This is a genomic window from Paenibacillus rhizoryzae, assembly GCF_059686995.1.
In genome coordinates this window covers 147604-161944 of the sequence record NZ_JCAALT010000008.1, presented here as the reverse complement: position 1 = coordinate 161944, position 14341 = coordinate 147604, and the positions used below count along the sequence as shown (strand labels likewise).

15 protein-coding genes are annotated in these 14341 nt (G+C 48.9%); all 15 read left to right on the top strand.

All coding sequences use genetic code 11. From position 1 onward, the window contains the following. The first annotated feature begins 351 nt into the window (after positions 1 to 351). The 15 genes from AC6ESO_RS23115 (at position 352) to AC6ESO_RS23045 (ending at position 14279) form a co-directional block, all read left to right on the top strand. Complete coding sequence (locus AC6ESO_RS23115; protein WP_497093457.1) at positions 352 to 1425, top strand: UCP032817 domain-containing protein; 1074 nt, start codon at positions 352 to 354, stop codon at positions 1423 to 1425. A 145-nt stretch (positions 1426 to 1570) separates the two neighbouring features. Continuing rightward, positions 1571 to 2200, top strand: coding sequence for a uracil phosphoribosyltransferase (upp, locus tag AC6ESO_RS23110; protein WP_497093456.1), 630 nt, complete (start codon positions 1571 to 1573; stop codon positions 2198 to 2200). 51 nt (positions 2201 to 2251) lie between these two features. Next, positions 2252 to 3400, top strand: coding sequence for a non-hydrolyzing UDP-N-acetylglucosamine 2-epimerase (gene wecB / locus AC6ESO_RS23105; RefSeq protein ID WP_497093455.1), 1149 nt, complete (start codon positions 2252 to 2254; stop codon positions 3398 to 3400). 190 nt (positions 3401 to 3590) lie between these two features. Next, a complete protein-coding gene (locus tag AC6ESO_RS23100; protein ID WP_494819372.1) occupies positions 3591 to 3857 on the top strand; it encodes an AtpZ/AtpI family protein in 267 nt (88 codons plus the stop codon). Beyond that, positions 3857 to 4267 (top strand): ATP synthase subunit I, encoded by a 411-nt coding sequence (locus AC6ESO_RS23095; protein WP_494819371.1) that lies wholly within the window; start codon positions 3857 to 3859, stop codon positions 4265 to 4267. The genes AC6ESO_RS23100 and AC6ESO_RS23095 overlap by 1 nt, the downstream gene beginning before the upstream one ends. Continuing rightward, a complete protein-coding gene (atpB, locus tag AC6ESO_RS23090) occupies positions 4267 to 5019 on the top strand; it encodes a F0F1 ATP synthase subunit A (RefSeq protein WP_497093454.1) in 753 nt (250 codons plus the stop codon). Before AC6ESO_RS23095 ends, atpB begins: the two co-directional genes overlap by 1 nt. Positions 5020 to 5090: 71 nt before the next feature. Further along, complete coding sequence (gene atpE / locus AC6ESO_RS23085) at positions 5091 to 5315, top strand: F0F1 ATP synthase subunit C (RefSeq protein WP_494819369.1); 225 nt, start codon at positions 5091 to 5093, stop codon at positions 5313 to 5315. A gap of 102 nt (positions 5316 to 5417) precedes the next feature. Further along, positions 5418 to 5900, top strand: coding sequence for a F0F1 ATP synthase subunit B (gene atpF / locus AC6ESO_RS23080; RefSeq protein WP_497093453.1), 483 nt, complete (start codon positions 5418 to 5420; stop codon positions 5898 to 5900). Next, a complete protein-coding gene (locus AC6ESO_RS23075; RefSeq protein WP_494819367.1) occupies positions 5897 to 6445 on the top strand; it encodes a F0F1 ATP synthase subunit delta in 549 nt (182 codons plus the stop codon). The genes atpF and AC6ESO_RS23075 overlap by 4 nt, the downstream gene beginning before the upstream one ends. A 16-nt stretch (positions 6446 to 6461) precedes the next feature. Continuing rightward, positions 6462 to 7976 carry a F0F1 ATP synthase subunit alpha gene (gene atpA / locus AC6ESO_RS23070; protein ID WP_494819366.1) on the top strand — a complete coding sequence of 505 codons (1515 nt, stop codon included), beginning with the start codon at positions 6462 to 6464 and terminating at the stop codon, positions 7974 to 7976. A 126-nt stretch (positions 7977 to 8102) separates the two neighbouring features. Next, on the top strand, positions 8103 to 8963 hold the full coding sequence (gene atpG, locus AC6ESO_RS23065) for an ATP synthase F1 subunit gamma (protein WP_494819365.1): 861 nt from the start codon (positions 8103 to 8105) through the stop codon (positions 8961 to 8963). Between the two features lie 107 nt (positions 8964 to 9070). Further along, a complete protein-coding gene (gene atpD, locus AC6ESO_RS23060) occupies positions 9071 to 10489 on the top strand; it encodes a F0F1 ATP synthase subunit beta (RefSeq protein WP_497093452.1) in 1419 nt (472 codons plus the stop codon). Positions 10490 to 10515: 26 nt separating this feature from the next. Then, the gene (locus AC6ESO_RS23055) at positions 10516 to 10914 is read left to right on the top strand and encodes a F0F1 ATP synthase subunit epsilon (protein WP_497093451.1); all 399 of its coding nucleotides are present in this window, start codon (positions 10516 to 10518) and stop codon (positions 10912 to 10914) included. Positions 10915 to 11089: 175 nt separating this feature from the next. After that, on the top strand, positions 11090 to 11875 hold the full coding sequence (locus tag AC6ESO_RS23050) for a tyrosine-protein phosphatase (protein WP_497093450.1): 786 nt from the start codon (positions 11090 to 11092) through the stop codon (positions 11873 to 11875). 91 nt (positions 11876 to 11966) lie between these two features. Continuing rightward, the gene (locus AC6ESO_RS23045) at positions 11967 to 14279 is read left to right on the top strand and encodes an S-layer homology domain-containing protein (RefSeq protein WP_497093449.1); all 2313 of its coding nucleotides are present in this window, start codon (positions 11967 to 11969) and stop codon (positions 14277 to 14279) included. The last annotated feature ends 62 nt before the right edge of the window (positions 14280 to 14341 follow it).

The following is a 14341-nucleotide window of genomic DNA, read 5'->3' as shown; positions in this document are numbered from 1 at the left end:
TAACCGCTACACGCCCAAATGAAATGAGAAGTAGTAATGTTGCTCGTTATGCAACAATTACGTTAATGATAAGTCTCGTTGAGAAAATGTTGCGCTTATGGCAACATTATCGCAACAAACAGCTAATTGGCCGCCAATCCGCTTAGATATGTTGCAGTTTGCGCAACATTTAGAACCATTTGCCCACTGGGAGGCGTAAATGTTGCCGTTCCTGCAACAACTTTGCCCATGACCATCTGACACAACACCCCCGCAACTTTTTCCTGATTTTAGCGAAAAATGAGCAGTGCATCAGCTTCGGCATGATATGATAACCATATATCGATAACAAAGGCGGTGAGCCTCCGGCGTATGAGTTTATTTACGATTGTTTTCATAATCATTTTAGTGTTTATTGTGCTGAAGCTCTTTCAATCGCGAGGTACCCAGCAGTCACGTCCTAGCGGCTTCAATTCGGCCGGCGCCCGCCGGCCGGCCATGACGATGCGCAAACCCCCGGAATATCTCGGCGTACCCGAACAGCATCCGGCGCGATCGGCCGCTGAGCGGCTTGAAGCCGCACTGTCGCCGGACTTCGAGGCACGCGTGAAAGACCGCGTGTTCAAGCGTACCCCAAGCATGCGCGAGGGCGAATGGCAGTGGCAGTGGTTTGAGCTGAAGCGTTATTTTCTCATGTGCGGCGTGCTTCGGAACGTTCCGATGTACAGTGTGCGCGTAGATGAGGTTTGGCATGAAATGCTGATGTTTACGCGGGAGTATGAGCAGTTCTGCAAGCAATTTTGCGGGGGGACGATTCATCATGCTCCGCACGGTCCTGAGGCGAAGCCTGCAGCCGGAGAACGCGCGTGGTTCGATTGGATTTACGGAGAACTGTTTCTGCCCGTTCCGGTAAGCGGACAGCTGTGGGGAGCCTTCTATCGGACGCCATTGCCGCATGAGTTAATGTACGAGCTGGAGACAGGCTCACCGGATGAACTGCGCAGCAAACGCTTCAACGAGAAGGCGGCAGCTCAGTTTGGCGATTTGAACGCAACCGTTGATTACTTAATTGATCGTGGGAGGCAGCTCGCTTCAGCCAAAGAGCAGCCAGTCCATAACCGCCAAGCAGACTCCTCCTCCGACATGATGACGACAGGTTTGCTCTCGGGGATGTTTTTCTACTCTTCATTCGGACCTAGCGATAACTTCCATAATCAGATGGATGAGAATCAAACGCAGGAACAGCGTGATGCGAACAGCGACTATAGCGGAGGGTCTGCACCTATATGCAGCGGCGACGATGGCGGCTCCTCTGACTTTAATGACGGCGGCAACGGGGATTCCGGTAACGGAGGAGGCTTCGATGGCGGGGGCAGCTCTTGTTCCGGCGGCGGCGATTCGGGAAGCGGTTCATCCTGTGGAAGCAGCTGCGGCGGGGGCAGCTGAGACTGAGATGCTTTTGACGTAATTCATGCTGCTTTCGGGTATACTTTGCATGTGTTTCTTGCACTCCGTGGCCCACATAGCACATTGATGCGTCGAATGTTATAATAGTCAGTTGAAGAAGCATTTCAGGAGGATGAATAGACCTATGGGCAATCTCACAATTTGCGACCATCCGCTTATCCAGCATAAGCTGACCTTTATTCGCGACAAAGATACGAAGACCAAAGATTTCCGTGAACTGGTCGATGAAGTCGCCACCATGATGGCGTATGAAATTACGAGAGATCTACCGCTTGAGACCGTTAGCGTTACAACGCCTGTCGTAGAAGCGACGAGCAAAGTCGTGTCCGGACGCATGGTTGGGCTTATTCCGATTTTGCGCGCAGGGCTCGGCATGGTGGAAGGGATGCTCAAGCTGATTCCTTCGGCTAAAGTCGGCCACATCGGGCTGTTCCGTAATCCGGAAACGCTCGAGCCGGTGGAGTATTACGTCAATCTGCCTTCTGATGCAACGGAGCGTCAGTTGATTGTTATTGATCCCATGCTCGCTACAGGCGGATCGGCGAATGCGGCTATCCAAGCGCTGAAGACCCGCGGCTGTACGCAAATTAAGCTAATGTGCCTCATCGCGGCACCGGAAGGTGTAGCGGCTGTGCAGAAGGCGCATCCGGAAGTTGATATTTTCTTAGCTTCGCTCGACAGCCATCTTAATGATCACGGCTACATCGTTCCGGGTTTGGGCGATGCCGGTGACCGTATGTTTGGCACCAAATAATACTGCTTTCGGAGCAATAACTGCTGCGAGTAAATTTAGGAGTGACATACTTTGGCTAAAATAAAGGTTATGACGATTTTCGGCACCAGACCGGAAGCGGTTAAGATGGCGCCATTGGTGCTGGAGCTGCAGAAGCATCCGGAACAAATTGAATCCATTGTCTGCGTGACGGCGCAGCATCGCCAGATGCTCGATCAAGTACTCGATTTCTTCAAAATCCAGCCGGAATACGATCTGAACGTCATGAAAGATCGGCAGACGCTGACGGAAACAACCGTCAAAGTGCTGGAAGGCCTTGAGCCGATCCTGCGTGAAGCGAAACCGGATATCGTACTCGTACATGGCGATACGCAGACTTGTTTCTTAGCCAGCTATGCTTCCTTTGTACAGCAGATTCAGGTTGGACATGTAGAAGCAGGTCTTCGTACGTGGAACAAGATGTCTCCGTATCCGGAAGAGATGAACCGTCAATTGGCAGGCGTACTCTCGGATGTGCATTTCGCGCCAACGGACAGAGCGGCAGACAACCTGCGCAAAGAGAACAAATCGGAGTCTACGATCTACATAACCGGCAACACGGCGACAGACGTATTCCAATACACGGTGGACAAATCCTTTACGCATCCGGTGATCGAATGGGCGGCTGGTAAGCGCATGATTCTGATGACGGCTCATCGCCGCGAAGCGCTGGGCGAGCCTCACCGTAATATTTTCCGCGCGGTGAAACGAATTGCCGACGAATTCGAAGATGTTGTTATTGTCTATGCGGTGCATTTGAATCCTGCTGTTCGTGAGCCGGCGAATGAAATCCTTGGCAATCATCCGCGTATTAAGCTAATCGAGCCGCTCGACGTGTTTGAATTCCATAACTTCTATCCGCACACCTACATGATTATGACGGATTCCGGCGGTCTGCAGGAAGAAGCGCCATCCTTCGGCGTTCCGACGCTGGTGCTTCGTGATACTACCGAGCGTCCTGAAGGTATCGATGCAGGAACACTGGAGCTGGTAGGCACGGACGAAGAGGTTGTTTACGAGCGTGCTCATGCGCTTCTATCCGACACGAAACTCTATGAGAAAATGAGCCAAGCAGCCAATCCTTATGGCGATGGGCAAGCATCTGTTCGTATTGTCCAGGCGATCCTGCATCATTTTGGAAAAGCGGACAAGCGTCCGGAGTCGTTCACACAACGTTCATAGTTTACATCAGTAGGATTGCATTCCGAGCAACGCAACAGCATACAGTGCTACTGTACGGTTTGGAAACCCGGAAACCCCAGGTAAATCAAGGGTTTTCGGGCATCCGTTCACTAAATGTTTGAATTTATATCAATTGACAAAAGTGAACCCGCTTGGCTAAAATAAATAAGAGTTTTGGAGTGATTCTAGGATGACGAATCCGTCCCATAACGACAATAATCGCAACACGGATAACGGCAGCTTCGGAGATAATCCTTGGCGCGCAATGGGTCTGATCGGATCCGTTGGCGGTACAATCGGTGCCTGTCTTGGACTGGGCTACTGGATTGGACTCAAGGTCGATCAAGCGCAAGACACCGGGTATAGCTCCATTGTTGGCATGGCTTTAGGTTTTGTTGTCGCGGTCTTCATCACCATCATTCTGATCAAGGCGTTTACTGGGGGCAAAGCGAAATAATGGATGATTTATCCGGCCACCTTCGAACGGTTAAGCGTATTACGTTCTTTTTTTTGTCTCTATGCTTTATTGGATGGGCCCTTCTTCCGGAATATAAACCGTTCTTCGGCGGTCTTGTTCTCGGAACTGCGGCAAGTCTTGCAAACGCCTTCCATCTTTCTTGGAAAGTACAGCGGATCGGCGCTATATCGGCTGCGGGTATCCAGAAACGCCATAATCTCGGTTTTCTGACTCGCGCATGTATTGCCTTGTTAGCGGTTGTGATTGCAACCAAGTACTTTTCGTTTAGCCTCTATGGAACAGTAGCTGGATTATTTGTTGCTCAATTGGCAACACTCATATTGGGATTTAAAGCCAAGAGAGATCCGGCCGTACGGCAATCCACCGATGAAAGGGGTGAAAACAACTAATGGATCATATTTTTCCTGAAGTAAGTCTGGGTGGCATTCGATTTGATTTGGCTGCCATTATCATGATAGTTATCACCAGCATTATCGTATTTATTATTGCAAAGCTGGCGGTTCGCAACGCTTCGGTGACCAATCCGACCAAGATGCAGAACTTCTTGGAGTGGGTGATCGAATTCGTACAGAACATTATCGGTACAACGATGGACCTGAAGAAAGGTCGTCCGTACTTGACGCTGGGGATTGCTATGATCATGTACCTGTTTGTTGCCAACTTGCTGGGTCTTCCTTTCGGTATCATTACCGAGGCGCATCACGGAGCAACAATCTTCGGCATGGAGCTTAACTTGCATGGTGAAGAGGAAGCGCACATCGCATGGTGGAAATCGCCGACTGCCGATGTTGCCGTTGCCGGCGCACTAATGGCTATCGTAATCGTGCTCACGCACATCGAGGGTCTGCGTCGCAACCGTAAGCATTACCTCAAGCATTACTTCGAACCTTATGCAGCATTCTTCCCGCTTAACGTAATCAAAGAGGTCGCTAAGCCGCTATCGCTTTCGCTTCGTCTATACGGTAACATTTTCGCGGGTGAGGTTATGATTGGCGTCATCATGGGCATGGGATGGTTTGGTATCCCTGCACTGATTGTGTGGCAAGGTTTCAGTGTTTTCGTAGGTGCAATTCAGTCCTTCGTATTCGTCATGTTGACCATGGTTTACATGTCGCAAGCGATCGTTCACGAAGAGCATTAAGACAGTAACAAACCTGCTACTGGCAGGAAACAATAAAACTATATGTAAACATTTTAAGGAGGATTTCTCTAATGGGAGCTTTAGCATTAGTTGCAGCAGCAATTGTATTCGGTCTTGGAGCACTGGGTGCAGGTATCGGTAACGGTTTGATCGTAGGTCGTACAGTTGAAGGTATTTCCCGTCAACCAGAACTTCGCGGTACTCTTCAAACTACAATGTTCATCGGGGTAGCGCTTGTAGAGGCACTTCCAGTTATTTCCCTAGTACTAGCGTTCATCTTCTTGGGCAAATCGTAAGATTACTAATGCATTATGGCGGGGAGTGCAATCAGCCTCCGCGCCTTCCTTTTGCCTGCTTCAATTGAAAGCCGGCTAATCTACGGAAAGGAGTGACGTACGTTGGATATCGTATGGTCCAATTTTTTCATCCAACTGGTTGCTTTCGGAATTCTTTACTGGCTGCTTAGCCGTTACGCTTTCGGTCCGCTATTCTCCATCATGGAACAGCGCAAGCAGTTCGTGAAAGAACAGCTTGAGAGCGCGGAGAACAGCCGCAAACAAGCCGAAGCACAGTATGAAGAGCAGAAGCAATCCCTTCAACAAGCACGTAAAGATGCTTATGAAATTATCGAGCAAGCGAAACAAACTAGCTCGAAGCAAGCAGATGAAATCGTACATGCTGCTAAATCCGAGGCTACTCGCCTGAAGGACGACGCTGTCAAAGATATCGAAAGCGAGAAAAACAAAGCGATTTCTGCACTCCGCAGTCAAGTTAGCGGTATGTCCGTCATGATCGCTTCCAAAATCATCGAGAAACAAATCGATGATAAATCGCAAGAGCAGCTTGTTGACCAATACTTGAATGAGGTTGGAAGCAAATGAGCCGCGAGAGCGTCGTAGCTAAACGCTACGCTAAAGCGCTGTTTGAACTTGCGCAAAGCAATAATGCGGTTGCAGATGTTGAGAAACAGCTGAAAATCGTCGTTGACGCCCTGACCGGAGATGCGCAAATCCGCAAGTTTCTTGGTCTGCCAAACGTCGAAGTGACGAAGAAGATCGACATTATTAAAGGTGCGCTATCTGACAAAGTGTCGGTAATGGTACTGAATACAGTAGAGCTGCTCATTATCCGCGGCCGTCATGACGCGATCGCAGAAGTGTACGAAGCTTATACGAAAGTAGCGGGCGATGCGCTCGGTCAGGCACACGCTACTATATATACGGCTAAATCCTTGTCCGCAGATGAGCTGTCCAAAGTGGCTGCGCAATTCGGCACAATGGTTGGCAAACGCATCATCGCAAAACAAATCGTTGAACCAGCTCTGCTCGGCGGCGTACAAGTGCGCATCGGCGACCGTTTGTATGACGGCAGCCTCTCCGGCAAGCTCGCTCGACTTGAAAAAGCTTTGAAAACTCAAGCATTGTAGATAGGGGTGAACGGAATTGAGTATCAGACCTGATGAAATCAGCACGCTGATTAAACAACAGATCGAACAATTTAAATCCGAAATTCAAGTCGTTGATGTCGGTACGGTCATCCAAGTCGGTGACGGTATCGCACGTGTGCACGGCCTTGAGAACGCTATGGCCGGCGAATTGCTCGAATTCTCGAACGGCGTTATGGGTATGGCCCTTAACCTTGAAGAGAGCAACGTCGGTGTCGTTATCATGGGACCTTACACAGGCATCCGCGAAGGCGACCAAGTTAAGAGAACGGGTCGTATCATGGAAGTTCCAGTTGGCGAAGCTTTGCTTGGCCGCGTAGTAAACGCACTAGGCCAACCGGTTGACGGCAACGGACCAATCAACACAACTGCAGCACGTCCAATCGAATCTCCGGCACCGGGCGTAATGGCTCGTAAATCGGTATTCGAGCCGATGCAAACAGGTATCAAAGCAATCGATGCGATGATTCCAATCGGCCGCGGTCAACGTGAGCTTATCATCGGCGACCGTCAAACAGGTAAAACGCAAATCGCGATCGACACGATCGTTAACCAAAAAGGCAACGGCGTTATCTGTATCTACGTTGCAATCGGTCAAAAGCAATCCACTGTTCGTACCGTTGTTGAATCCCTTCGCCAACAAGGCGCTTTGGAATACACAATCGTCGTAACCGCGAGCGCTTCCGAGCCGTCCCCGCTTCTTTACCTTGCACCTTACACAGGCTGCTCGATGGGCGAGTACTTCATGTACAACGGCAAACACGTACTTGTTATCTATGATGACCTTTCCAAACAAGCGGCAGCATACCGTGAGCTTTCCTTGCTGCTTCGCCGTCCGCCGGGCCGTGAGGCTTATCCAGGGGACGTATTCTACCTTCACTCCCGTTTGCTTGAGCGCGCAGCTAAGCTGAACGATGAGCTAGGCGGCGGTTCCTTGACTGCTTTGCCATTCATCGAGACGCAAGCCGGCGATATCTCGGCTTACATCCCGACAAACGTAATTTCGATTACGGACGGTCAAATCTTCCTAGAGTCCGACCTGTTCTACTCCGGTCAGCGTCCAGCGGTTAACGTTGGTAACTCTGTATCCCGTGTAGGTAGCTCCGCTCAAATCAAAGCCATGAAGAAAGTTGCGGGCACGCTCAAAACTGACCTTGCTCAATACCGCGAATTGGCAGCATTTGCAGCATTCGGATCTGATCTTGATAAAGTAACGCAATCCCGTCTAAACCGCGGTGAGCGCACACTGGAAATCTTGAAGCAAGGCGTTAATGCGCCATTGCCGGTAGAGCGCCAGGTCGTTTCCCTTTACACGGTTACACGTGGACACGTTGATGATATTCCGGTTCAAGATGTACGCCGCTTCGAAGCTGGCCTTCTGGCTTACGTGGATGCAAACAAACCAGAAATTTTCGCTTCCATCCGCGATACGAAAGATTTGACTTCCGACAATGAGAAAGTGCTTGTTGAAGCGATCAAATCGTTCAAGAACAGCTTTGCAGTGTCGGTTTAAAACCTTTCTTTAATCATTTAAACGGTATGCTGCTTATCGTATACCGTTTGAATACTGTGCGGAATAGAACTGGTTAGGGTGAGGCTTGCTTCACCCATACGGCCGGTAATAAGGTGGTGACAACGAATGGCTAAAGGTATGCGCGAAATTAAGCGCTCGATCAAGAGTAAGCAGAATACGAAACAGATCACGAAGGCAATGGAAATGGTTGCATCCGCCAAGCTCAAGAGAGCTCAAGATGCCGCTGTAGCATCACGTCCATATACCGACAAGATCAAGGAAGTCGTAGCGAGCATTGCATCGGGCGGGGGCGCGATTAAGCATCCTATGCTGCAAAGCCGCGAAGTCAAACGTACGGCCTACCTGGTCGTCACGTCGGACCGCGGTTTGGCGGGCGGATACAATGCGAACGTGCTTCGTAAAGTATGGACGGAGATTCAGGAGAAGCATAAGTCTGCTGCTGAATACGACGTTTTCGTCATCGGACGTAAAGGCCGGGATTACTTCAAACGCCGGAACATCAACCTTGCTGATGAAGTAACAGGACTTTCCGATTCACCGAAGTTTGCCGATATCAAGTCGTTGGCAGCAGCTGCTGTTAAAGGCTTCGAAAGCGGTAAATATGACGAGCTAAACCTGGTGTATAACCAATTCTATAATGCAATTACCCAAGTTCCTGTTATTAAGCAGCTGCTTCCACTGGATCAGTCGCAATTTACAGGCGCGAAGGCAAGTTACGAATATGAGCCGTCACCTGAGAAGGTCCTCGACGTTCTATTGCCGAAATACGCGGAAACGGTTGTTTACAGCGCGGTATTGGAAGGTAAAGCGAGCGAATTCGGCGCACGTATGACAGCGATGGGCAATGCAACGAAGAACGCGACGAAGATGATCGCAGGCTTGACGTTGACGTACAACCGTGCACGTCAGGCAGCAATCACGCAAGAAATCGCAGAGATCGTCGGCGGAGCTAACGCACAGGCATAAGCTTCACCATTAATGCATCCGAAGTAAGCACCAGCTGGTTGTGATCGGTTTAACGGCCGTTTCACTTCCGGCGGTGCAGCTCCGGAAAACATGAAGGAGGTACAAGAATGAGCAAGGGGCGTGTAGTCCAGGTAACAGGACCGGTAGTCGACATTGCGTTCGACAACGGACAATTGCCTGAGATTCTTAATGCGATAAAAATCGAAAGAACGGCTCAAAACGCAGGCGAGCGCGATATCAACCTTACGGTTGAAGTAGCAACTCACCTCGGCGACAATCTGGTTCGCTGCGTTGCGATGTCTTCCACTGACGGTCTTGTCAGAGGAACAGAAGCTGTGGATTTGGGTAAACCGATCACAGTACCTGTAGGACCAGCAACACTTGGCCGTGTATTTAACGTACTTGGTGATCCAATCGATAACAACGGTGATGTTGACCGTACGATCTCTAACCCGATCCACCGTCAAGCACCTCCGTTTGAAGAATTGTCGACATCACAAGAAATCTTGGAAACAGGGATCAAAGTTATCGACTTGATGGCTCCTTACTCCAAGGGTGGTAAAATCGGTCTCTTCGGCGGTGCGGGCGTAGGTAAAACCGTAACGATGCAAGAGCTTATCCACAACATCGCACAAGAGCACGGCGGTATCTCCGTATTCGCCGGCGTTGGTGAGCGTACTCGTGAAGGTAATGACCTTTACCACGAGATGAGCGACTCCGGCGTTATCGCTAAGACAGCGATGGTATTCGGTCAAATGAATGAGCCTCCGGGTGCGCGTCTTCGCGTAGCTTTGACAGGTCTTACAATGGCTGAGTATTTCCGTGATGAAGAAGGAAGAGACGTTCTTCTGTTCGTCGATAACATCTTCCGCTTCACGCAAGCTGGTTCTGAAGTATCCGCTTTGCTAGGCCGTATGCCATCCGCGGTAGGTTACCAACCAACATTGGCAACTGAAATGGGTCAACTGCAAGAGCGTATCACTTCCACGAAGAAGGGTTCCGTTACTTCCATTCAAGCGATCTACGTTCCTGCAGATGACTATACGGATCCGGCTCCTGCAACGGCGTTTGCCCACTTGGATGCAACGACTAACCTTGAGCGTAACATCGCTGCAATGGGTATCTTCCCGGCCGTAGATCCGCTCGCTTCGTCTTCCCGTATCCTAACACCTGAAATTCTTGGCGAAGAGCACTACCAAGTAGCGCAAACCGTTAAGAAAGTTCTGCAACGTTATAAAGAGCTTCTGGATATCATCGCGATCCTCGGTATGGACGAATTGTCTGAAGAAGACAAGCTGATCGTTCACCGTGCGCGTCGAATTCAAGTGTTCTTCGCGCAACCACTACACGTTGCGGAAGCGTTCAATGGTATTCCGGGCTTGTACGTTCCTGTTAAAGAAACGGTACGCAGCTTCAAAGAAATTCTTGAAGGTAAGTACGACCACCTTCCGGAATCGGCATTCCATAACGTCGGAACGATCGAAGACGCGGTTGCTAAAGCGGAAAAACTTGCTCAAGAGGTTTAATCGCTCATAGCTAGGGAGGTAATATCATGAGCTCCTTTTTATTGGAAATTGTAACACCTGAGCGTAAAGTTTACGCGGAGGATGTAAATATGATTATCGTTAAAGGCTCCGAGGGTGAGATGGGTATTATGCCTAATCACATTCCGATGGTAACGCCTTTGCGAATTGCTCCTGTTACGATCAAGAAAGACCGCTCTGAAGAAACAATCGCCGTTAACGGCGGGTTTCTTGAGATCCGTAAGGATAAAGTGGTTATCTTGGCTGAGAGCGCTGAGCTGCCGGGCGATATCGATCTGTCCCGCGCAGAATCAGCGAAGCAGCGTGCAGAGCAACGCATTAACGGCAAGCGTGATGAGTACGACCAACTTCGCGCTGAGCTCGCATTGCAGCGTGCGCTTAACCGGATCGCCGTAAAGTCGCGCTAAGATCGCAAGCGAAGAGGACTGATTCTTTCGCAGAAGCATTCTGCGAAAGGGTCAGTCTTTTTATTATGTATTTATGGTTGTAATCATTTGGGAGGAAATTGACAAATGATGGACACATTCCGTTGGTAAATCTGTAGTATAATGAGAAAATCCGACATCGTAAGGAGGTCTTGCCATGATAGATATTCATACGCATATATTGCCGGGCATTGATGACGGCGCTGCAGATATGGAAGAGGCACTAGATTTGGCTAGAGCTGCTGTGTCGGATGGAATCACCGGACTCATTGCCACTCCGCATCACGCCAATGGGCGTTATATGAACGATGCGTCATTCGCTCACCAGCAAGTAGAGCTGCTCAGAGAGCGACTAACCATTGAGCAAATTGCGCTTGATCTGTATGTGGGACAAGAGATTCGTGTACATAGTGATATGCTTGAAGCTTGGAGTTCAGGGGAACTGTCCACTTTGGCTAATTCCCAATATATTTTATTAGAGATGCCGTCTTCTTCCGTTCCCAAACGGATGCTGGAATATATTCATGAATTCACGATTATGGGCATACGGCCGATCATCGCCCATCCCGAACGAAATGCTGAGGTCGTACAGAACCCATCCAAATTAAGAGAAATGGTAGACGCAGGTGCCTATGGCCAAGTGACGACCCACTCTCTGCTCGGCGGATTTGGCAAACAAATCGAACGTTCAGCCTGGCAGCTTTGCCAGGAAGGTCTCATACATACGCTCTCTTCGGATGCACATCATGTTATACGTCGCGGCTATCGTCTTCAAGAAGCCTATAAGAGAGTAAGAGAAGAGCTTGGAGAGAGCTTCGAGCACTGTTACAAGCATAATGCTGAGGCTATCATTAGCAATCGTATTTTCAATGAATCACCAGTATTGGGCAGGACTACCAAAAGTAAAAAGCTGGAAAATCTCCTAAAATTTTTTGGGAGATAATTGACCACTTGGTGTATGGATGGTACTATTGGTAGTGATTGTTACAAATGGAGGCAATTTTAGACAAATTTAGAGGTTGAGGTGACTTATAATGACAGTAAGAAAAAAATTAGTAGTAACTACGATCGCAGCAAGTCTAGTAGCAGGTTCTCTGGCAGGATTGCCACTTAGCAATAAAGGATTGGCAGAGCAACTGGGTCTGTCCAATATTGCAGCAGCAGCAACTCCTACTTATGATGAATTCATGTCAAGATTGGATGCTATTCATACAGCACTTATAGCTGGTGGAGAAGCGCAAAGCGTACGCGATCTTCGCACTCAAATCGGCGCACTGACGTATGTAGCAAACAACGAGGCTATTGACCCTCTTTGGGCTTATGTTCCGTCACCGATTAATAGTGACGCCAACAAACATCTTCTGTTCGACACCTTCCAAGCTGTTGGAAAAATTATGTACAGCACGCGCAACGAAGAAATTGCAGCTATTCGTTCCGATGCAGATCTTCAAGCGGCTCTAGTAGCTTTGGCTGCTGCAACTAACACAGACAAGCTTACAGTAAATGACTTGCTGGCATTTGTTGATGCGGTTGAAACGGCAGCAGTTGAATCCGTGCAAACGAATCTAGCAGATTTGCTTAATGATGAGTCAGGTTCACTAGCAGTAGCTTTGATCAAAGCTGGTGTGAAGAATGTATTGGATAATGATACTCTAGTAGTTAGCAATGTTCTCAACGCTCTTAAAGGTAACACTTCTAATCAAGATTTGGCAGATGGCCTGGCAGCAACATTTGAGAACTTCACAACTGCACTTCCAGCGGGAGAAGCAGCGACGAAAGCGCTAGTGGTAGCAGCAGTTCGTGCAGAAACCGTAAACACGTATACGACTTCTGACAATGGACGCACTCATACATACACGCTGCAACTCAAAGGCATCACAATTCCTAATGCGCTGCTCACTTGGACAGCAAGCGGCAACGTGGATATTGAAGTTGTGGCGGGTAAAGTAACGCTTGCATCTACTGCGACGACTGGTACAGCATTAATTCAAGCGAAGTTCCAAGGTAAAGTAATCTTCGAGAAATCAGATACACTAACTTACTCTACTAGCACATATGTTCCGCCAATCACAACGCCATCGATTACTGACATTTTGAATGAGCTTAAAGGCAAGATTGCAGCTGCAACCGGCGCAGAGAAAGACAAGCTAATCCAAGAAGCGATTGATAAAGCTGCAGCAGCTATCGCAGAACTAGCGAAGATCGATGCTAAAGGCGACGTTAAGATTGTTGATGGTAAAGCAACTGTAACGGTAAGTGCGGCAGCAATTGAAAAAGCTATCAACGAAATCGCTAAAGTTATCGCAGCTTTGAAAGATGCGGCTCCTGGTGCGGAAGCTGCACTTAAAGTGGTACTGACAGTGGATCTCGGAACTGTTAATGCCAAAGATGTTAGTGTTTCCGTTATCGGCGACAGCGTGAAGAAAGTTATCGGAGCTAACGTAATTGGCTTCAACTTTGGCTTCAATGGCTTTAGCGCGACATTGCCGGTTGGTGCTGAGATCAACGATGCTTTCACATTCAATGTGAAGAACAACGCTCCTGCGGCTCCTGCAACTTCGTTGAAAGCTGTATCTGACGCTTATGACTTTGCCCTAGCAGTTGGCGGTAAAGAAGTTCACGAGTTCAGCAGCCCAATTGAAGTTAACATCCCTGTAAATACAACAGGTGTCGACAAAGATCTTCTAACAGTATTCGACGGTACGACTTATTATGGGGGCGTATTCCACGACGGCGTGATCACTGAGAAGCGTGACCACTTCTCCACATATGTAGTTGTTGAGAACAAAGTTGCATTCAAAGATATTAATAAAGTAAAAGCATGGGCTGGCCGCCAGATCGAAGTTATGGCTGCTAAAGGCGCTATCCAAGGTCGCGCTAATGGCGCATTCGTTCCGAATGGTGAAGTAACACGCGCTGAGTTCGCTAAGATGCTCGTTCGTGCACTTGATCTGGACAACGTATTGGCCAAAGAAGGCTTTAGCGACGTGAATGCTGCTGACTGGTTCGCACCATTCGTAGCTGCAGCATCCGAAGCTGGTATCATCAAGGGCCGTACAGCTACTTCCTTCGCGCCTAACGCTACAATTACACGCGCAGAGATGGCTGTAATGGTCGCTCGTGGCCTGGAAGCAGCTAAAGGGGTCAAAGCTAACGCTGAAGACCTGAAGGCTCTAGACGCATTCAAGGATGCTGGTTCGATTAGCGCTAGCTTAAAAGATGGAGTAGCTTTTGCAGCGAACAACGGACTTGTTGTTGGCGATAAAGGTAAATTCAATCCAAACGCTACAGCTACACGCGCTCAAGCAGCAGTTATTATCTACCGTGCATTTAACTTCAAGGGTTAATCAACTAGCATCACAGGATGGAATGGCATAATATACATCCCCCTTCAATGGGGGATGTATAT